At 67.3% G+C, this 19,422-nt stretch carries 21 protein-coding genes; 16 read left to right on the top strand and 5 right to left on the bottom strand.

From position 1 onward, the window contains the following. Positions 1 to 54 precede the first annotated feature (54 nt). Positions 55 to 1,311, top strand: coding sequence for a transcription termination factor Rho (gene rho, locus ABZ720_RS06440; RefSeq protein ID WP_366554684.1), 1,257 nt, complete (start codon positions 55 to 57; stop codon positions 1,309 to 1,311). A gap of 101 nt (positions 1,312 to 1,412) precedes the next feature. Here rho and ABZ720_RS06435 read toward each other — a convergent pair whose 3' ends face one another. The 3 genes from ABZ720_RS06435 to ABZ720_RS06425 all read right to left on the bottom strand — a co-directional run bounded on the left by ABZ720_RS06435 (position 1,413) and on the right by ABZ720_RS06425 (position 5,274). Next, on the bottom strand, positions 1,413 to 2,387 hold the full coding sequence (locus tag ABZ720_RS06435) for a quinone oxidoreductase family protein (RefSeq protein WP_366554683.1): 975 nt from the start codon (positions 2,385 to 2,387) through the stop codon (positions 1,413 to 1,415). Positions 2,388 to 2,401: 14 nt separating this feature from the next. Beyond that, on the bottom strand, positions 2,402 to 3,103 hold the full coding sequence (locus tag ABZ720_RS06430; protein ID WP_366554682.1) for a dienelactone hydrolase family protein: 702 nt from the start codon (positions 3,101 to 3,103) through the stop codon (positions 2,402 to 2,404). Between the two features lie 110 nt (positions 3,104 to 3,213). Continuing rightward, positions 3,214 to 5,274 (bottom strand): thioredoxin domain-containing protein, encoded by a 2,061-nt coding sequence (locus ABZ720_RS06425; RefSeq protein WP_366554681.1) that lies wholly within the window; start codon positions 5,272 to 5,274, stop codon positions 3,214 to 3,216. 113 nt (positions 5,275 to 5,387) lie between these two features. On the opposite strand from ABZ720_RS06425, the gene ABZ720_RS06420 reads away from it, so the two are divergent. The 15 genes from ABZ720_RS06420 to ABZ720_RS06350 all read left to right on the top strand — a co-directional run bounded on the left by ABZ720_RS06420 (position 5,388) and on the right by ABZ720_RS06350 (position 17,905). Further along, entirely contained in the window at positions 5,388 to 5,672 is a 285-nt protein-coding gene (locus ABZ720_RS06420) for a DUF6489 family protein (RefSeq protein ID WP_366554680.1), read from the top strand. A 53-nt stretch (positions 5,673 to 5,725) separates the two neighbouring features. Further along, positions 5,726 to 7,078, top strand: a complete 1,353-nt coding sequence (gene mnmE / locus ABZ720_RS06415; protein ID WP_366554679.1) for a tRNA uridine-5-carboxymethylaminomethyl(34) synthesis GTPase MnmE — start codon at positions 5,726 to 5,728, stop codon at positions 7,076 to 7,078. A gap of 352 nt (positions 7,079 to 7,430) precedes the next feature. Next, on the top strand, positions 7,431 to 8,087 hold the full coding sequence (gene ccmA / locus ABZ720_RS06410) for a heme ABC exporter ATP-binding protein CcmA (RefSeq protein ID WP_366554678.1): 657 nt from the start codon (positions 7,431 to 7,433) through the stop codon (positions 8,085 to 8,087). Beyond that, the gene (ccmB, locus tag ABZ720_RS06405; RefSeq protein WP_366554677.1) at positions 8,084 to 8,749 is read left to right on the top strand and encodes a heme exporter protein CcmB; all 666 of its coding nucleotides are present in this window, start codon (positions 8,084 to 8,086) and stop codon (positions 8,747 to 8,749) included. The genes ccmA and ccmB overlap by 4 nt, the downstream gene beginning before the upstream one ends. A gap of 196 nt (positions 8,750 to 8,945) precedes the next feature. After that, positions 8,946 to 9,668: a heme ABC transporter permease gene (locus ABZ720_RS06400; RefSeq protein WP_366554831.1), complete on the top strand. Its 723-nt coding sequence runs from the start codon at positions 8,946 to 8,948 to the stop codon at positions 9,666 to 9,668. Then, the gene (gene ccmD / locus ABZ720_RS06395; protein ID WP_366554676.1) at positions 9,668 to 9,865 is read left to right on the top strand and encodes a heme exporter protein CcmD; all 198 of its coding nucleotides are present in this window, start codon (positions 9,668 to 9,670) and stop codon (positions 9,863 to 9,865) included. Before ABZ720_RS06400 ends, ccmD begins: the two co-directional genes overlap by 1 nt. Then, the gene (gene ccmE / locus ABZ720_RS06390) at positions 9,862 to 10,329 is read left to right on the top strand and encodes a cytochrome c maturation protein CcmE (RefSeq protein ID WP_366554675.1); all 468 of its coding nucleotides are present in this window, start codon (positions 9,862 to 9,864) and stop codon (positions 10,327 to 10,329) included. Before ccmD ends, ccmE begins: the two co-directional genes overlap by 4 nt. Positions 10,330 to 10,332: 3 nt before the next feature. Next, on the top strand, positions 10,333 to 12,318 hold the full coding sequence (locus tag ABZ720_RS06385; protein WP_366554674.1) for a heme lyase CcmF/NrfE family subunit: 1,986 nt from the start codon (positions 10,333 to 10,335) through the stop codon (positions 12,316 to 12,318). 9 nt (positions 12,319 to 12,327) lie between these two features. After that, on the top strand, positions 12,328 to 12,870 hold the full coding sequence (locus tag ABZ720_RS06380; RefSeq protein WP_366554673.1) for a DsbE family thiol:disulfide interchange protein: 543 nt from the start codon (positions 12,328 to 12,330) through the stop codon (positions 12,868 to 12,870). Continuing rightward, positions 12,867 to 13,340 carry a cytochrome c-type biogenesis protein gene (locus ABZ720_RS06375; protein WP_366554672.1) on the top strand — a complete coding sequence of 158 codons (474 nt, stop codon included), beginning with the start codon at positions 12,867 to 12,869 and terminating at the stop codon, positions 13,338 to 13,340. Before ABZ720_RS06380 ends, ABZ720_RS06375 begins: the two co-directional genes overlap by 4 nt. Further along, a complete protein-coding gene (ccmI, locus tag ABZ720_RS06370; protein WP_366554671.1) occupies positions 13,337 to 14,545 on the top strand; it encodes a c-type cytochrome biogenesis protein CcmI in 1,209 nt (402 codons plus the stop codon). Before ABZ720_RS06375 ends, ccmI begins: the two co-directional genes overlap by 4 nt. A 161-nt stretch (positions 14,546 to 14,706) precedes the next feature. Further along, positions 14,707 to 15,543, top strand: a complete 837-nt coding sequence (locus ABZ720_RS06365) for an ABC transporter ATP-binding protein (protein WP_366554670.1) — start codon at positions 14,707 to 14,709, stop codon at positions 15,541 to 15,543. 27 nt (positions 15,544 to 15,570) lie between these two features. Continuing rightward, complete coding sequence (locus tag ABZ720_RS06360) at positions 15,571 to 16,362, top strand: ABC transporter substrate-binding protein (protein WP_366554669.1); 792 nt, start codon at positions 15,571 to 15,573, stop codon at positions 16,360 to 16,362. A 111-nt stretch (positions 16,363 to 16,473) separates the two neighbouring features. Further along, a complete protein-coding gene (locus ABZ720_RS06355) occupies positions 16,474 to 17,166 on the top strand; it encodes an ABC transporter permease (protein WP_366554668.1) in 693 nt (230 codons plus the stop codon). Positions 17,167 to 17,170: 4 nt separating this feature from the next. Next, complete coding sequence (locus tag ABZ720_RS06350; RefSeq protein ID WP_366554667.1) at positions 17,171 to 17,905, top strand: ABC transporter permease; 735 nt, start codon at positions 17,171 to 17,173, stop codon at positions 17,903 to 17,905. Between the two features lie 95 nt (positions 17,906 to 18,000). Here the strand turns inward: ABZ720_RS06350 and ahpD are convergent, their stop codons facing one another. After that, a complete protein-coding gene (gene ahpD / locus ABZ720_RS06345) occupies positions 18,001 to 18,552 on the bottom strand; it encodes an alkylhydroperoxidase, AhpD family (protein ID WP_366554666.1) in 552 nt (183 codons plus the stop codon). 96 nt (positions 18,553 to 18,648) lie between these two features. Next, a complete protein-coding gene (locus ABZ720_RS06340) occupies positions 18,649 to 19,197 on the bottom strand; it encodes a peroxiredoxin (RefSeq protein ID WP_366554665.1) in 549 nt (182 codons plus the stop codon). Positions 19,198 to 19,422 lie beyond the last annotated feature (225 nt).

Here is a 19,422-nt window from a genome sequence, read left to right as displayed (position 1 = left end):
CGGCCATCACGCCGGTCTTTCAGCCAATCCCTCAGCCGCTGTCAGAGCACCTCAATGAATCTCGCAGAACTCAAAGCCAAATCTCCGGCCGACCTCCTCGCCTACGCCGAGGAGCTTGAGATCGAGAACGCCAGCACGCTGCGCAAGCAGGACATGATGTTCGCGATCCTCAAGCAGCTCGCCGAGAACGATATCGCAATCTTCGGCGGCGGCGTGCTCGAGGTTTTGCCTGACGGCTTCGGTTTCCTGCGCAGCCCGGAAGCGAACTATCTCCCGGGACCGGACGACATCTACGTCAGCCCAAGCCAGGTGCGGCGCTTCGGCCTGCGCACCGGCGATACGGTGGAGGGGCAGATCCGCTCGCCCAAGGACGGCGAGCGCTATTTCGCCCTCCTCAAGGTCAACACCATCAACTTCGACCCGCCGGAAGCCACGCGGCATCGCATCAACTTCGACAACCTGACGCCGCTCTACCCGGATGAGCGCCTGCAGCTCGAAGTCGAGGATCCGACGATCCGCGATCAGACCAGCCGCGTCATCGACCTGACAGCACCTCTGGGCAAGGGACAGCGCGCCTTGATCGTGGCGCCACCGCGCACCGGCAAGACCATGATCCTGCAGAACCTGGCGCGCTCCATCGCCAAGAACCACCCGGACGTCTACCTCATCGTGCTGCTGATCGACGAGCGGCCGGAAGAGGTCACCGACATGGACCGCTCCGTGATCGGTGAGGTGGTCTCCTCCACGTTCGACGAGCCGGCCCAGCGCCACGTGCAGGTCGCCGAGATGGTGATCGAGAAGGCCAAGCGCCTCGTCGAGCACAAGAAGGACGTGGTGATCCTGCTGGATTCCATCACCCGCCTTGCACGCGCGTACAACACCGTCGTGCCCTCGTCCGGCAAGGTGCTGACAGGTGGTGTCGACGCCAATGCGCTGCAGCGTCCCAAGCGCTTCTTCGGTGCCGCACGCAACATCGAGGAGGGCGGCAGCCTCACCATCATCGGCACGGCGCTGATCGATACCGGCAGCCGCATGGACGAGGTGATCTTCGAGGAGTTCAAGGGCACCGGTAACTCGGAAATTGTCCTGGACCGCAAGCTCGCCGACAAGCGTACCTTCCCGGCCATCGACATCGGCAAATCCGGCACCCGCAAGGAGGAGCTGCTGGTCGACAAGGCGACGCTGTCGAAGATGTGGGTCCTGCGCCGAATCCTCATGCCGATGGGCGTGGTGGACTCCATGGAGTTCCTCACCGACAAGCTCAAGCAAAGCAAGACCAACGCCGATTTCTTCGCTTCGATGAATCAGTAGGGGCAAGCGCCAAAACGACGAAAACCCGCCGGGAGATACATCCCGGCGGGTTTTTCAGTTCTGCGTCTTCATCCTGTTTGTTTAGGATGATGTGACTGAGTTCAGGGTAGCAACAACGTCGAACCCGTGGTTTTCCGCGCTTCCAGGTCGCGGTGGGCCTGGGCCGTTTCCGACAGCGGGTAGGTCTGGTTGATCTCGATCTTGACCTTGCCGGTACCGACCATGTCGAAGAGCTCCGTAGCGCTGGCCACGAGGTCCTCGCGCTTGGCGGTGTAGGTCATCAGCGTCGGCCGGGTGACGTAGAGCGAGCCCTTGGGCGCCAGCGAGGTGACGTTGAAGGGCGGCACCGCGCCGGAGGCATTGCCGAAGCTCACCATCAGGCCCAGGGGCTGCAGGCAGTCGAGCGAGCCCTCCCAGGTGTCCTTGCCCACGGAATCGTAGACCACCGGCACGCCCTTGCCGTCGGTGATCTCCTTGACGCGCTCGACGAAGTTTTCGGTCTGGTAGTTGACGGTGTGGGTGCAGCCATGGGCCTTAGCCAGCGCGGCCTTCTCGTCGCTGCCCACCGTGCCGATGACTGTGACGCCCATGGAGGAGAGCCACTGGCAGGCGATCAGCCCGACGCCACCGGCTGCGGCATGCCAGAGCACAGTTTCGCCCGGCTGCACCTGGTAGGTACGACGGACCAGATACTGTACCGTCATGCCCTGGAGCATCATGCCCGCGGCCGTCCGGTCGTCGATGGCATCGGGCAGCTTCACCAGGCGGTGCGCGGGGATCAGGCGTGCTTCGGAATAGGAGCCCGGCGGGTTGGCCGCATAGGCCACGCGGTCGCCGGGAGCAACCTCGTTCACACCCTCGCCCACGGCCTCCACGACCCCGGCACCTTCCATGCCGATGGGGTGGGGCAGCTGCAGCGGATAAAGGCCGGTGCGGTGATAGACGTCGATGTAGTTGAGCCCCACCGCGGTGTGCTTGACCCGGGCCTCCCCGGGACCCGGCTCACCGACGGGGAAATCTTCCCACTTCAGGACGTCGGCGCCGCCGAACTCGTGGATGACAATGGCTTTGGACATGGATTGGCGGCTCCTTATGAGAGGTGCTGTTTGAAGAAGTCGAGGCTGCGGCGGTTCGCCTGCTCTGCAGCCTTGGGGTCGTAGTGCTGCCCGCCCTCGCGGGCGAAGGCGTGGTCGTTGCCCTGATAGTCGTGCAGGGTGACCTGCGGGTTGTCATCCAGGGTGGCGTGCACCTTCGCCTGGGCCTCCTTGGGCACGAAGCCGTCCTCAGTGGGAATGTGCAGCATCAGCGGCTTGGAAATCTTGCCGGCTTCGCCCATGAGCTCGTCCAGCCCCACGCCGTAATAGCCGACGCTGGCGTCCACATCGCTGCGCGTCGCCATCAGGTAGGCAAGTTTGCCGCCCAGGCAGTAGCCCACCGATCCGACCTTGCCGGTGCTGGCTTCGTGGCTGCGCAGCGCGGCCAGGGTGGCTTTCAGGTCCTCGATGCCGTTGTCCACATCGAAGGCCTGGAAGAGCTCGAAGGCCCGCTTCCACTCCTCGTCCGTCTTGTCGGTGATGTCGATACCGGGTTCGATGCGCCAGAAGATGTCGGGGCAGCAGGCGACGTAGCCTTCGCGCGCCAGCCAGTCGCAGGTGTCGCGCATCACCTGGTTCACGCCGAAGATCTCCTGGATCACCAGGATCGCGGGCGCGGGTGTCTGGGCGGGCAGGGCGAGGTAGGACGAGAAGCTGCCGCCGTCCGGCGCCTGGATCGTCAATTCGGGCATGGTCATGACCCTCCTGTCGTCATTGGGTTATATCCTTCCCGCGCGCCGCGGCTTTCGAGGTGGAGGAACGCAGGTGGTGTTTCGGATCGAAGTCTAGCTGCAGCAGCGGCGCGCTGTCATCCGCCGGCCTCGGGTTCTGTCGCCGATTCAGCCAGCGCCCGGGTCAGGGCGTGCGCCTCCGTCATGGGCAGCGAACAGGTGACCCCGCGACAGAGAAAGGCCGTGGCCTGGCCGGCAAGCGCGTCCTTTCCGGCCGCCGGATGTCCGGCGGGCAGGGCGCTGGTGTCGTCCACCACCTGGAGCACCAGGTCGGGGCGACCGCACTGGGCAGCCTGGATCAGGACATGCGTATCCTCGGCATCGCGCCGGCCGACAATGACCAGCTGAAGCGCGTCCTCCAGCAGCGCGCTGGACAGGATGATGCCGGGAAAGGCGAAGAGGCTGCGTTCCATCTCGCCGGAGAAGGCGGCAAGGCTGTGCTCGGCCGCCTCGCGCCAGCGCGGCTCGCCCGACAGGTGCCAGAGACGCGCCAGCACCGCGGCCATCGTGCCGTTGCCTGCCGGGGTCGCGTTGTCCTGGGCATGCTTCGGCCGCACGACGAGATCGCGCGCATCGTCGGCGGTGAGGAAGAAGCCTCCCCTTTCCTCATCCCAGAAGTGGGCCAGCGCCGTCTCGACCCAGACCAGCGCTTGCTCGCGATAGCGGGCCTGGCCGGTGGCCTCTTCCAGTGCCAGGGCGGCTTCGGCCATCTGGGCATAGTCGTCCAGGGTGGCCGCATGCTTGCGCTGTCCGTGGCGCCAGGCATGAAACAGCCGTCCGCCTTCATCCATTTCGCTCACCACGAAGTCGAAGGCTTCTTGCGCCGCCTGCAGCCATTCCGGCTGCTGGAAGGGGCCGGCCACACGGGCCAACGCGGCTATGGTCAGGCCGTTCCAGTCCGCAAGCACCTTGTCGTCCCAGGCCGGCCGCGGCCGGCCTTCGCGTGCCTCGAACAGGCGCGCGCGGCATTCGGCCAGCACCGCTTCCCCGGCCGGATCCAGCAGGTCGGGGCGGTGCGAACGGTTGAGGATGACCTTGCCCTCCCAGTTTCCAGCGGCGCTCACATCGTAGTGATCCTTGAATAAGGCCGCCTTCTCGCCGAGCAGGACGTCGATCTCCGCCTCGCTCCAGACGTAGAAACGGCCCTCTTCCCCCTCACTGTCGGCATCGAGGCTGGCGGCGAAGCCGCCGCTGGGCACCCCGCCGGGCCGGTCTTCGGCGCGCATCTCCCGGAAAATCCAGTCCACGGTCTCCTTGGCCCGCTGCTCGAACAGCGGATCCTTGCCGGCCTGCCAGGCCCAGTTCAGCAGGTCGAGCAGCTGCGCATTGTCGTAGAGCATCTTCTCGAAGTGTGGCACCAGCCAGCGATTGTCCGTGCTGTAGCGGGCAAAGCCGCCGCCCAAGTGATCGTAGATCCCGCCCTGGCTCATCTTGCGCAAGGAGAGTTCCACGGCCTGGCGGAAGGCCGGGTCGCCGCTGGCATGCCAGGCGTACCAGAGCAGCTTGAGGATCATCGGCTGGGGAAACTTGGGCGCCCGACCGAAGCCGCCTTCAAAGGGGTCGATCTCGCGCAGCAGCCGCCGGGCCTGCGCCATGCGCTGCTCGGCGGTGATCGCGGACCCGCCTTCGGGCTGCGCCAGGCGCTCCAGCGCCTCGGTGAGCGCCTCGACGTTCTGGCCCACGGCCTCCGGTCTTTGGTGAAAGGCCTCGGAGACGGCGTTCAGCACCTGGGCGAAGCCCGGCCGACCATAGCGCGGCTCGCGCGGGAAATAGGTTCCGCCCCAGAAGGGCGCGGCGCTGGGCGTGAGAAACATCGTCAGGGGCCAGCCCCCTTGCTCCCCAAGCAGCGCGAGGGCCTGCTGGTAGAGATGGTCGAGGTCCGGCCGTTCCTCGCGATCGAGCTTGATGTTGACGAAGTGGGCATTCATCAGCGCCGCGATCTCGGGGTTCTCGAAGCTTTCGTGCGCCATGACGTGGCACCAGTGGCAGGCGGCATAGCCCACCGAGAGCAGGATCGGTTTGTTCTCCTTGCGGGCCAGCGCCAGGGCCTCCTCGCCCCAGGGATACCAGTCCACAGGGTTGTCGGCGTGCTGCTGTAGATAGGGGCTGCTTTCCCATGCGAGGCGGTTGCGGCTCATGGCGACATCCCTTCGGCGGCTGGTGATTGGGTCGCCGGGCTTTGCCGACGGATCGCTAGAAGGTTATATGAGGGGCGGCACCGCCCGCTCTCAAGCCCGGGAGGCATCTGGTCATGAAGATCACCATCGATATCGACTGCACCGCCCAAGAGGCCCGCTCCTTTCTCGGTCTGCCGGACGTGGCGCCGATGCAGGAGGCCTTGATGGAGGAAATCCAGCAGCGCATGCGCAAGGCCCTGCAAGCCAGCGAGCCGGAAACGCTGCTCAAGACCTGGCTGCCGGCCTCGTTGCAGGGATGGGAAGAGTTGCAGAAGAACTTCTGGAACCAGATGGCTACGGCCGCCACGGGGGGCGGTGGCGGCGGGAAGGGTGGCAAGAGCGGCAAGAGCGGGGAGTGATCGCGCCTCTCTCCCGCGGTCAGTTTCCTGCTGCACCACCTCTGTGAAGTGCCGTGAGCGCTGAGGAGACGCTCTTTGCGCTGTCGAGCGGGCAGGGGCGCGCCGGTGTGGCGGTGGTCCGCTGCTCAGGACCCGCCACGGCGACTGCCGTCCGCGCGCTGGCCGGTGCCTTGCCGGAAGCGCGCCGGGCGAGCCTGCGGGCGCTGCGCCACCCCGGCGACGGGCGCGTGATCGATCATGGCCTGGTTCTCTGGTTTCCGGCGCCGGGTTCCTTCACCGGCGAGGATATGGCGGAGTTTCAGGTCCACGGCGGCCGTGCCGTTCTCGCTGTCCTGCTTGAGGCTCTGTCCGCCATGCCAGGATTGCGGCCGGCAGAGGCGGGCGAGTTCACCCGCCGCGCCTTCGACAACGGCCGGCTCGACCTGGCGGCGGTGGAAGGCCTGGCCGATCTCATCGACGCCGATACCGAAGCCCAGCGCCGCCAGGCCCTGGCGCAGGCGGAGGGGCTGCTGGGACGGGCGGTGGCCGACTGGTCGGAGCGTCTGACCCGCATCCTGGCCCGGGTGGAAGCGGCCATCGATTTCGCCGACGAAGAACTGCCGGACGACCTGCTGCCGGAGGCCGCGCGTGATGCCGAGGCGTTGCGGCGCGAGCTGGTCGCGCTGTTGGAGGCACCGCCGACGGGCGAGCGACTGCGCGAGGGGCTGCGCGTCGCCCTGCTGGGCCCGCCCAATGCCGGCAAGTCGAGCCTGCTCAATGCCCTGGCCCGGCGCGATGCCGCCATTGTTTCAGAACGGGCTGGCACCACCCGCGATGTGGTCGAGGTGGCCCTGGATCTCGGCGGCTATCCGCTGCTGCTGGCCGATACCGCCGGGCTGCGGGCTGCGCCGGAAACAAGCAAGCTGGATCCGGTGGAAGCCGAGGGGATCCGCCGCAGCCTGGCCCGGGCCGAAGCCGCCGACATCAAGCTGCTGGTTTTCGACGCCGCCGAGGCCGCGGCACCGGATCCGGCAAGCTTCGCGCTGCTCGATCGCGACAGCCTGGTGCTCTGGAACAAGGTCGATCTGGTCAAAGGGACACTGCCGGAGAGCCTGGACGGCATTCCCGCGCTGTCGCTGTCGGCGCGCAGCGGCGCCGGCCTGGCCGAACTGGAAAGCCGCCTCCTGGCCCTCGTGGAGGCTCGTTTCGAGCATGCTGGCGAGGCGCCGCTGCTCACGCGGGCGCGCCAGCGTGCGGCGGTGGCGGACTGTGCCGAGGCCCTGGCCCGGGCGGCGCAGGCGGGCGAAACCGCGCTTTTTGCCGAGGATCTGCGCCTGGCCTTGCGCGCACTGGGCCGCATTGTGGGTCGGGTCGATGTCGAGGCGCTGCTCGACATCATCTTTCGCGATTTCTGCATCGGCAAGTGATGCCCGCACTCACAGGCGTACGCACTGGCTGCCGGAATCACAATTCCGCCTTATTCGGAGCAAATGGGCACCACAATCGAGACCTAGCTTTAATCCTACGGAGACTTCCCCTCTCTGTCAGAGGTTTGCCGGTCGACCTCGAAATGCCCCCCAAGCATAGACCGGCTCGAGCGGCCGCCGGCTCCGACCCCCGGCGGCCGCTTTTTTCTTCAGCGCCTTCTCCCTTCCCAGCTGCAAGTTGCTCGGCGCTGCCCTCGAAGGGCGTCCGCCCCCTTTGGCCCAGGCCTTTGATCTGTTATCAGGCGCCGACGCGCGGCCAGAGTTTCCTGGCCAATGCAGCAAGGAGCCCGACGTGAGCCAGTTCGAAGGCTATGACCTCGGCTGCCTGCGGGGTGGCTGGCCGGTCTTTGCCCAGCTCGATTTTGCCCTAGAGCCCGGGGATGCGTTGCTGCTCGTCGGGCCCAACGGTTCGGGCAAGTCGAGCCTGCTGCGGCTTCTGGCCGGCTACATTCCGCCGGCCGTTGGCGAGCTGCGCTGGCAGGGCGTTCCCGTGGCCAAGGATCCCGACCTGCATCGCGCCCGCACGCGCTATCTCGGGCACCAGGATGCCATCAAGGCACCGCTCACCCCGCGCGAAGATCTGGCCTTCTGGACGAAGCTACATGCACAGCCCGGCCGTCTGGTGGAGGAGGCCTTGAAAGCCTTCGCCCTGGAGGTTCTGGCCGAGCGGCCCGGGCGTCTGCTCTCGGCCGGGCAGCGCCGCCGGCTGGCGCTGGCGCGCCTGACCGTATCACCCGGACCTTTGTGGCTGCTGGACGAGCCGACCGTGGGCCTCGACACGGCGTCCCAGAAGGCGCTGGTGGCAGCCATCTCCCGGCATCGGGCGGCCGGCGGCAATCTCGTCATGGCGACGCACCAAGCCCTGCCGGGCGTGACCGACCGGGCGCAGCGCCTGGATCTGGCCCACTATCGCCCCCAGGCCCCCGACGCCGAGGCGCTGCTGGCATGAGCCCCTGGTTTGCGCTCGTCGCCCGCGATCTGCAGCTTGCCTGGCGTCAGCGCGGCGATCTCTTCCTCGCCCTGTCCTTCTTCCTGCTGGTGGCAGCACTCTTTCCCTTCGCCCTGGGCCCGGAGCCCAACCTTCTGCTGCGCATCGGGCCGGGCGTGGTCTGGGTCGCCGCGCTGCTGGCCCTGCTGCTCTCGCTTGAGCGACTTTTTGCCCTGGAACAGGAGGACGGCAGCCTCGACCTGCTGCTGCTCTCGCCTCTGCCGGCGGAAGCCCTGGTGCTGGCCAAGGCCACGGCCCACTGGCTGACCACGGGGCTGCCGCTGGTGCTGGCGGCGCCGCTGGTGGGGCTGCTCTACACCCTGCCGCCGGAAGGCTATCTCGTGCTCCTGGCCAGCCTGCTCCTGGGAACGCCGGCGCTGTCGCTCTTCGGCGCCACCGGGGCCGCGCTCTGCCTCGGGGCGCGGCGCGGCGGCGTGCTGCTGCCCCTGCTGGTGCTGCCGCTTGCCGTGCCGGTGCTGATTTTCGGCACCGCAGCGGTGGATGCCACGCTTGCGGGGCTGCCGGCGCGTCCCCACCTGCTCTTGCTGGGTGCTCTCTTGCTGATCGCCCTGCCGGTGGCCGCCGTCGCCGGAGGGGCGGGGTTGCGTCAGGCGGCGGAATGACGCGGCCTTTTCTGCGGCATTTGGCTGGACCTGAGGGGTACAACAGGCCATTTTACGCCCCGAATGCGAAGCCCGATCCCCGGTTGGCCCGGACGGCTCCTCTGAGGAGCCTGCGATCGGGCCGGCTGCCGCCACGCGCTTGCAGGACTTCGGCTGAAAAGCAGTGACCGATACCACCACCGCCAGAAGCGCCAATCTGCACCGCCTCGCCAATCCGGGGCGCTTTTTGCGCTTTGCCAACCGCATCTATCCCTGGTGTTTCGGTGCCATGCTGGCTGCGCTGACCATTGGGCTGGTGGGAGCACTGTTTATCTCACCTGCCGACTATCAGCAGGGCCAGTCCGTACGCATCATGTACGTGCACGTACCCGCGGCCTGGATGGCGCTTTTCGTCTATCTCAATCTTGCGCTCGCCAGCGCCTCGCTGCTGATCTGGCGCCATCCCCTGGCCGGGGTGGCAGCCCAGGCCAGTGCGCCCATCGGCGCCGCCTTCACTCTTCTGGCGCTGGCCACCGGCTCCCTCTGGGGCAAGCCTATGTGGGGCACCTGGTGGGTCTGGGACGCACGGCTCACCTCGGTGTTGATCCTCTTTTTCCTCTATCTGGGCTACATGGCACTCTCTAACGCCTTCGAGAACGAGGAGCGCGGCCGCCGGGCCGGGGCCGTGCTGGCCCTTGTGGGTGTGGTCAACCTGCCGATCATCAAGTTCTCGGTGGACTGGTGGAACACGCTGCATCAGCCGGCCAGCGTCAGCCGGATCGGCACGCCGGCGATCCACAGCTCGATGCTCTGGCCGCTGCTGGTCATGGCGTTGGCCTTCACGCTGTTCTATGTGGTGGTGCTGATCCTGCGCATGCGCAGTGAGCTGCTCGCCGCGCGCCTGCGTGCACTGGGCCGCCTGGCCGTGGAGGGACGCTGATGAGCGGCTACCTCGCCATGGGCGGCTATGCGCTCTACGTCTGGGGCAGCTATGCCCTGACCGCCCTGGTCCTTGGGCTGTTGTTCTTCGGCGCGCGCCAGGGATTGAAACGGCGGGAGCGGGAACTGGACTCTCTGCGCGCCCTGGCGCCGCATCGCCGGCAGCGAACCGGCAGCGAGAAGGGGGAGGGCGCATGACCCGCAAGCGCCGCCGCATGATGGTCGTCGGCCTTGGGCTGCTGTGCCTCGGGGCCGCCTCGGCGCTCGCGCTGACCGCCTTCGAGGACAACCTGCTCTTTTTCTACTCGCCGTCCGACCTGCACAGCGAGGCACCGCCGCCCGGTCGCATGCTGCGCATCGGCGGCATCGTGGAGGAGGGCTCGCTCGAGCGGGACGGGGAGGGCAGCGTGGCCTTCCGGGTCACGGACTTTGCCGAAAGCGTGCCGGTCGCCTATCGCGGCATCCTGCCCGATCTCTTCCGCGAAGGGCAGGGCGTGGTGGCCCAAGGTCGCATGACCGATGGCGGGCTGTTCCAGGCGGAAGAGGTGCTGGCGCGTCACGACGAGAACTACATGCCCTCCGAGGTGGCCGATGCGCTGGAGCGCGCCGGGGTCTGGCGCCCGGAATCCGGCGAAGGCCCGCCCCGGGGCAGCGGGGGCTGAGCGGTGATTCCTGAACTGGGTCACTTCGCCCTGGTGCTGGCGCTGCTGGTGGCGCTGGTGCAGGGAACCCTGCCCATGCTCGGGGCCGCGCGCGGCCGTACTGACTGGATGGCAGTGGCCCGCCCGGCCGCTCTCCTGCAGTGCGCGGCGACGGTGCTGGCCTTCGCGGCACTGACCTGGGCCTACGTGGTCAGCGACTTCACCGTGCTGAACGTCGTGCAGAACTCGCACTCGGCCAAGCCGATGCTCTACAAGGTCACCGGCGTGTGGGGCAACCACGAGGGTTCCCTGCTGCTCTGGGTGCTGATCCTCACCATCTTCGGAGCGGCGGTGGCGGCCTTCGGGCACAATCTGCCGCCCAGCCTGAAGGCGCGGGTTCTGGGCGTGCAGGCCTGGGTCGCCATCGGCTTCTTCACCTTCATGCTCTTCACCTCCAACCCCTTCGAGCGGGTCTGGCCGGCGCCGCTGGACGGCAACGACCTCAATCCGCTGCTGCAGGACCCGGGCCTCGCCTTCCATCCGCCGCTGCTCTACCTGGGCTACGTCGGCTTCTCCATCGCCTTCTCCTTCGCCATCGCCGCCCTGCTCGAGGGGCGGGTCGATCCGGCCTGGGCGCGCTGGGTCCGGCCCTGGACGCTTGCGGCCTGGACCTTCCTGACCGGCGGGATCGCGCTGGGCAGCTGGTGGGCTTACTACGAGCTGGGTTGGGGCGGCTGGTGGTTCTGGGATCCGGTGGAGAACGTCTCCTTCATGCCCTGGCTGCTGGGCACGGCGCTGCTGCACTCGGCCATCGTGGTGGAAAAGCGCGACGCCTTGAAGGTCTGGACCATCCTCCTGGCCATCCTGACCTTCTGCCTGTCGCTGCTTGGGACCTTCGTGGTGCGCTCGGGCTTGCTGACCTCGGTGCATGCCTTTGCCGTCGACCCCACGCGCGGTCTCTACATTCTGCTGCTGCTCGTGATCGCCGCCGGCGGCTCTCTGGCGCTCTTCGCCTGGCGGGCACCCAGCCTGAAAGCGGGCGGCCTCTTCGCGCCGGTCAGCCGGGAAGGCGGGCTGGTGCTGAACAACCTGCTGCTGGCCACGGCCACGGCGACGGTGTTGCTCGGCACCTTCTACCCGCTCTTCGTCGAAGCCTTCGCAGGTGGGCGCCTCTCGGTGGGCCCGCCCTACTTCAATGCCACCTTCCTGCCGATCATGCTGCCTTTGGTGGCGGTGATGGCGATCGGGCCGATGCTGGCCTGGAAGCGCGCCGATCTGGCCGGGGTGCTGGGGCGGCTCAAGTTCGTGGCGCTTGCCGCCGTCCTGGCCGCGGCTGCCACCTGGTATATTCAGGAGGGCGGGCCGGTTCTGGCCGCCCTGGCCATGGGGCTGGCGGTCTGGCTCTTCCTCGGCACGCTGTGGGAACTGGCTGAGCGCCTGCGCCTCTTCCGGGTGCCCGCCGGGGATTCCTGGCGCCGGGCGCGCGGCCTGCCGCGCGCCGCCTGGGGCATGAGCCTTGCTCACGCCGGGCTTGCCGTGGCCATGGCCGGGATGATCGGCTCCTCGGCCTGGAAGCTGGAGGAGGTGCGGGTGGTGCGTCCGGGCGATGAGGTGGCGCTCGGCGGCTACAGCTTCCGCTTCGACGGCACCCAGCGCATCCAGGGCCCCAACTATCTCAGCGACACCGCGCCGCTCACCCTGCTGCGCGACGGGCGAGAGCTCGGCACGCTTTATCCGGAGCGCCGCTTCTATCCCGTGCAGGAAATGCACACCACCCAGGCCGCCATCCGCACCAACGGCCTCTACGATCTCTATGCTGTCATCGGCGACCCGCAACCCGGCGGCGCCTGGACCCTGCGGCTCTACCTCGAGCCGCTGGTGCCCTGGATCTGGTTCGGTTCGGCCTTCATGGCCCTGGGTGGGCTGGTGTCGCTCAGCGACCGTCGCCTGCGGGTCGGCGCGCCGCGCAAGGCGGCCAAGGCAGCGGTCCGGCCGGCGCCGGCGGAGTAAGGGGCTGACATGCTGGCACGACTGCTTTTCATTCTTCCGCTGCTGATCTTCGCCGTTGGCGCCTACTTCTTCTATCTCGGGCTCGATCCCGACCGTGATCCCTCGACCATTCCGTCCGTGCTGATCGACCAGCCGGCGCCGGCCTTCGAGTTGCCGGCGATCACTGGCGGCGACCAGGCGGGCTTCTCCACTGGGGATTTGGGCAATGGTGAGGTCACCCTGGTCAATGTCTTCGCTTCCTGGTGCCTGCCCTGTCGCGCCGAGCATCCCCTGTTCATGGAACTGGCCGCCGAAGACCGCGTGCGCATTCTCGGGATCAACTACAAGGACGAGCCGGAGGAAGCCCTGTCATGGCTGGAGGAACTGGGCAACCCCTATGAGCGCATCGGCGCCGATGAGGAGGGGCGTGTGGGGATCGAGTGGGGCATCTCTGGCGTGCCCGAGACCTTCGTCGTCGACCGCGAGGGCACCATCCGCTACCGGCACGTGGGGCCGATCCATCCGGTCGAGTTGGAAGAACTGATCCTGCCGATCCTGGAGCGGCTGCAGTGAAGCTTCTGCTGACCCTGCTGCTGTTCTGTTTCACCCTGCCGGCGCTGGCTCAGGAGCTGCGGCTCGAGGATCCGGAACTTGAGGAGCGGGCCCGGGCCCTGCAGCGCGAGATCCGTTGTGTCGTCTGCCAGAACGAGTCCATCGATTCCTCCCAGGCCGGCATTGCGCGGGACCTGCGGGTGCTGGTGCGCGAGCGCCTGGAGGCCGGGGACAGCGACGAGGAGATCAAGGCCTACCTCGTGGCCCGCTACGGTGACTATGTGCTCTTCCGCCCGCCCATGCGCCCGGAGACCTGGCTGCTCTGGTTCGGGCCGGCGGTGATCCTGGCCCTGGCCGGCGGCGGCCTGGCCCTGGCCGTGGTTCGCCGCCGCCGTCGGGCCGAGGGCGGCCCGGCAGCCTTGAGCGATGAGGAACGCACGCGCCTGCAGCGGCTGCTGCATGAGGACTCCGGAAAGGGTGGGCCCACATGAGTTGGCTCTTCTGGGCGGTGGCCGCCGTGCTCACGGCGCTGAGCGTCGGTGCTCTGCTGCACCCCTTGCTGCGCCGGCCGGCGGAGGCCTCCGGGGAGGCGGCGCCGGAGGACCGTGAAGCCTACGACCTGCACATCTATCGCGACCAGCTGTCGGAGATCGATCGCGATCTTGCCCGCGGTGTGCTGACCGAACGCGAGGCCGACGCCGCGCGGCTGGAAGTTCAGCGCCGGCTGCTGGCGGCTGACCGACGCCGCGAGGGCGGCAATACCAAGTCCGCCGGGGCTGCACCGCGCCGCAGCACCGCATCGCGAATGGCTGCCCTGGCGGTGGTCGTCGTGGTGCCGCTGGGCGTGCTGGCGACCTATCTCTCCGTCGGTCAGCCCGATCTGCCGAGCCAGCCGCTGGCCGAGCGCAGCGCCGAGGTGGAGCGCGAGGGAGAGATGCGCGAGATGGTCGCCGACCTGCAGCGCCGCCTGGCTGAAAACCCCGATGATGTGCGTGGCTGGCAGTTGCTGGGACGCGCACGCGCCGAGATGGGCGACTGGGAGGCGGCGGCGGAGGCCTATCAGGAGGCCGTGGCCCGCGGCGGCGCCGAACAGGCGGACCTGCAATCGGCCCTGGGCGAGGCCCTGACCGCTGCGGCCGGCGGCACCGTCTCACCCCGCGCTGCTGCAGCCTTTGCCGCTGCCCTGGAGGCCGATCCGCAGGAGCCGCGGGCGCGCTACTACACCGCTCTCGCTCTGAAACAGGGTGGCCGGGTGCGCGAGGCGCTGGATCTCTGGCTGGAGCTGGCGGAAACCACGTCGCGCGATGCCGGCTGGCGCCCGCTGCTGCGCGAACAGATCGTCATGGCGGCGGAGGACCTGGGGCTGCCGCTGGCGGAGCTGAGCATCCCGGCCGGTCCCGAGCCGCGCGGCGGTCCCATGGCGGAGCAGGAAGCCGCGGTGGAGGACATGAGCCCGGAGGAGCGCGAAGCCTTCATCCGCTCCATGGTCCAAGGCCTGGCCGACCGCTTGGAGCAGAACCCCGAGGACATCGACGGGTGGCTGCGGCTGGTCCAGGCCCGGCTGGTGCTGGGTGAGACCGATGCGGCTCTCGAGGCGTTGGAGCGGGCCGAACCTCTGGTGGCAGAGCTTCCGGCAGACGACCGTCGGCGCCAGGCCGTGGAAGAAGGCCTGCGCCTCCTGGGCGATGGCTCATAGGCTGGGCGCGGAGGCCGTGCAGCGGCTCGCTTTTCCCTTGTCGCCGGCCGTCCCTGGCGACTACCGTCGGCCTGATGCCCGCGCGCAGGCCAAGCGGCACGCAACGCGGACATCAGAGCAGGCGGAGCTTGCTCTCTGGATTGACGAGGGGGCTTAGGGGGATGGCGCAGACAGCGCCGGCGTTGGTCGTCGAGGACATTCACAAGGCCTTCGGTCCGCTGGAAGTGCTGAAGGGCGTGTCGCTTTCCGCCGCGGAAGGGGACGTGATCGCTCTGATCGGCGCCAGTGGCTCCGGCAAGTCCACACTGCTGCGCTGCATCAACCTCCTCGAAATCCCCGATTCCGGACGCATTCGGCTGCGTGGTGAGCTGCTGGAGATGACCCGGGATCGGCGCGGGCAGTCGCGGCCGGCGAACTGGCGCCAGGTTGACCGCATGCGCAGCCGCCTGGGCATGGTCTTCCAGTCCTTCAATCTCTGGACCCACATGACCGTGCTGCAGAATGTCGTCGAGGCGCCGGTACACGTACTCGGCAAACCCAAGCGCGAGGTGAGCGAGCAGGCCATGGCCCTGCTGGAGAAGGTTGGCATAGCGGATAAGGCGAGCGCCTATCCCGCGCACCTGTCGGGCGGCCAGCAGCAGCGCGCCGCCATCGCCCGGGCGTTGGCGATGGAGCCGGAGGTCATGCTGTTCGACGAGCCGACCTCGGCGCTTGATCCGGAGCTGGTGGGCGATGTCCTGCGGGTGATGCGCCAGCTGGCCGAGGAAGGCCGCACCATGATCATCGTTACCCACGAGATGGGCTTTGCGCGGGAGGTTTCCAGCGAGGTGATCTATCTCCACCAGGGTCGCATCGAGGAACAGGGTCCGCCGGAACAGGTCTTCGGATCGCCGCGATCCGAACGCTGCCGGCAGTTCCTGGCATCGCATTTGAGCCGGGACCGCAATGGTCCCACGGCCCCCGCAATGGCGGCGGCCGAACAACCAACGGCGTCGTGAAGACGTCCAAGAAGGGGGAGTAGGACAATGAAGAAACTGGTTCTGGGTTTGGCGGCGGCGGCGTTCGGCTTCGCTGCTGCGTCGGCCGCGGCCGACGAGCATACGGTGCGCATCGGCACGGAGGGCGCCTACCCGCCGTTCAACTACATCGACGCCGAAGGCAACCTCGTCGGCTTCGACATCGATATCGCCAATGCGCTCTGCGATGCGGCGGACTTCGAGTGCGAATTCGTGGTGCAGGATTGGGACGGCATCATTCCGGGCCTGCTGGCGCGGCGCTACGACGCCATCATCGCCTCCATGTCGATCACCGAGGAACGCAAGGAGGTGGTGGACTTCACCGACAAGTACTACGCCACGCCGGCGAAGTTCGTGAAGGCGGATGACCGCGATCTCGAAATTCCCGGCGAGATCGCCGAGGCGAATGACACCCTGTCCGACATGGCGATCGGCGTGCAGCGCGCCACGGTTCACGAGAACTTCCTGCGCGACAACTTCGGCGATGCGGACATCCGGGTCTACGCCACCCAGGACGAAGCCAATCTCGATCTGGTCAATGGCCGTGTCGATCTGGTGATGGCGGATTCCGTGGTGCTGCTGGAAGGCTTCCTGGAGACCGAGGAAGGCGAGGGCTACAGCTTCGTCGGCCCGGATTACATCGAGGAGCAGTGGCACGGGGAAGGCATCGGCATCGCGGTGCGCAAGGGCGAGGATGACCTGCGCGAGGCGCTGAACGCGGCAATTGAGGAGATCCGCGAGGAAGGCACCTATCAGGAAATCAACGCCAAGTACTTCGACTTCGACGTCTACGGCGACTGAGTGACCCGAGGCCGGGCCGTGGGCGTGTTTTCATTTGCAGCCGGTGCGGCCCGGCTTTCGTGGAGCCGGCAGCCACAGCATTCACCGACCGTGTTCAGCGGGAGGGCCTGAATGCTGCCCGACCTGCGCGGCTACGGCTGGATGCTCTGGGAAGGGCTGCAGCTCACCCTTCTGGTTGGCTTGGCATCGCTGCTGATGGCCATCCTCCTCGGCCTGCTCGGCGCCTGGGCCAAGCTGGGTGCTTCGCGGATCGCCCGGGGTGTGGCCGGGACCTATACGACCGTGGTGCGCGGCGTGCCCGAGCTGCTGCTCATCCTTCTGATCTTTTACGGCACGCCGACGCTGATCCAGAACACGGCGGCGCGCTGGGGCTACCCCGTCTACATTGACCTGAACCCGTTCGTGTCGGGGGTCCTGACCCTGGGCTTCATCTACGGCGCCTTTGCCACCGAGGTGTTCCGCGGCGCCTTTCTTGCCGTGCCGGCGGGGCAGATCGAGGCGGCGCGCGCCTGCGGCATGAGCCGGCGTCTGACCTTCCGGCGCATCGTGTTGCCGCAGGTCTGGCGCTTTGCCCTGCCGGGCCTGGGCAATGTCTGGATGGTGCTGATCAAGGCAACGGCGCTGATCTCGGTCATCCAGCTCGACGAGCTGATGCGCAAGACGCAGATCGCCGTGGGCGCCACCAAGCTGCCCTTTACCTTCTACTTCGTGGCCTCGCTCATGTACCTCGGGATCACCGTGGTCTCCATGCTGCTGCAGCAGCGTTTCGAGGCCATGGCCAATCGCGGCGTGCGGAGGGCCTGAGGCGGTGAACCTGGCGCTGGTGCTCGATTCCCTGCCGCAGCTGCTCTCCGGCCTGCTCGTCACCCTGGAGATCACCGCCTGGGCGCTGGCGCTGGGCTTTGCCGCCTCCATTCCGCTGGCGCTGATGCGGATCTCCACCAACCCGCTGCTGCGCCTGCCGGTGTTTAGCTTCATCTTCTATTTTCGCGGCACGCCGCTGCTGGTGCAGCTCTTCCTGATCTACTACGGCTCGGGGCAGTTCCGCACGGAGCTGGAGACCCTCGGGCTCTGGGTCTATTTCCGCGAGCCCTACTTCTGCGCCGTCCTGACCCTGACACTCAACACCGCGGCCTACACGGCGGAGATTCTCCGGGGCTCGATCCAGGCCGTGCCCTACGGCGAGGTCGAGGCCGCACGGGCCTGCGGCATGAGCCGCGGCCTGCTTTATCGCCGGATCATCCTGCCCAAGGCCTTTCGCCTGGCGCTGCCGGCCTATTCCAACGAGGTGGTCTTCCTCTTCCAGGCCACCTCCCTGGTCTCGATCATCACGCTGCTGGATCTCACCGGCGTGGCCCGGGTGATGGTGGCGCGCACCTTCGCGGTCTACGAGCTCTATATCGCGGCGGGCCTGCTCTATCTCGCCTGCACCTACCTGATTCTCTGGGTCTTGCGGAAGGTGGAGTATCGCCTCTCCGGGCACCTGCGCCCGCGCGAAGCGGAGCCGGCCCGGCCGGGCCTGTCGCCGGCGGGATTGCCCTAAGCATAGCTCCAGAAACGCAAACGCCCCGCCATCACGGATGATGACGAGGCGCCTGCGCAGGGAGAGACTTTGAAAAGGGCGTTTCGGCCCGGGGCTCAGGCGGCAGCCTGCTGGTCGGCCGGAAGTGCGGCTTCGCCGTCGAGCACCGCGGCGACCGCATGGATCACGCCGGCAATGCGCAGGGCGTCCTGCACGCCTTCCTTGGAGACACCCTTGGCCAGCACTTCGCGCTCATGGGCGTCCAGGCACATGCCGCAGCCATTGATGGCGGAGACGGCCAGCGACCAGAGTTCGAAGTCGACCTTGTCGGCACCGGGGTTGGCAATGATGTTCATGCGCAGGCGCGCCGGCATCTTGCCGTACTCCTTGTTGGAGATCAGGTGCACCGAGCGATAGTAGATGTTGTTCATCGCCATGATGGCGGCAGCAGCCTTGGCTGCCTGCTGCTCCTCGGCGCTCAGCTTGCCGGCGGCATCCTCGGCCACGGCGGCGATCACCTCGGCGTTGCGGGTCGCCAGCGCGGCGGCCAGGACGGCGCCCCAGACCTGCGATTCGCTGAGCGCGGTGGACTGGAAGATGTTGGAGAGGTTGAGCTTGATATCCTTGGCGTAGGCCGGGATGCGGGCCTTGAGGGCGTCGACAGCCATGGCGCGCCTCCTTTCTTGAGCGATCTGGGGAAAGCGGACAGCAACCCGGGGGCAGGGGCGCTGCCCCCGGGGCTGAGTGTGAGAAGGTGGCTCGCCTTAGGCGACCTTCAGGACCTCTTCGCCCTGCTGCCAGTTGCAGGGGCAGAGTTCGTCGGTCTGCAGCGCGTCGAGGATGCGCAACGTCTCCTGCGGGTTGCGGCCGACGCTCAGGTCGTTGACCGAGACGTGGCGGATGATGCCTTCGGGATCGACGATGAAGGTGGCACGCAGGCACACGCCCTCATTGACGTCGAGGATGCCGAGCGCCTCGGACAGTTCGCGCTTGAGGTCGGAGAGCATCGGGAACTTCAGGTCGCGCAGGTCTTCGTGGTCGCGCTTCCAGGCCAGATGGACGAACTCGTTGTCGGTGGAGAGACCCAGGATCTGCGCGTCGCGATCCTCGAAATCCTCGTTCAGCGCGGAGAAGGCTGCGATCTCCGTCGGGCAGACGAAGGTGAAGTCCTTCGGCCAGGCAAAGAGCACCAGCCACTTGCCGGGATGGGACTTGTCGTTGATGTCGACGAAGGCCTCGCTCGGCGACTGGGGCTGTCCGGCGGGAACGGCCTGGAGATTGAAGGAGGGGAGTTTATGACCAACGGTAAGCATATGAGAGATTCCCTTTGTGCTGCGTCAAGTTGGGCACCTGTCGGCGCCCACTGGGTTGGGCTCGCAAGCCCATTGTTTGGAACGCGTCTAATCTGCGTTGATACTGATGTAGTGTGGGGTCGCACCGCGGTCAAGGCGGTTTTAGAAATTCTTTAAGAAGCGCTCGCAACCCCAGCTCGCAGCGCACCTGAAGCGGGCCGAGAGCAGTGCAGCAGATCCAGCGCC

This window comes from Aquibaculum sediminis (assembly GCF_040712085.1).
Classification (GTDB): domain Bacteria; phylum Pseudomonadota; class Alphaproteobacteria; order Kiloniellales; family DSM-21159; genus Aquibaculum; species Aquibaculum sediminis.
This window is presented reverse-complemented; position numbering and strand designations above follow the sequence as displayed.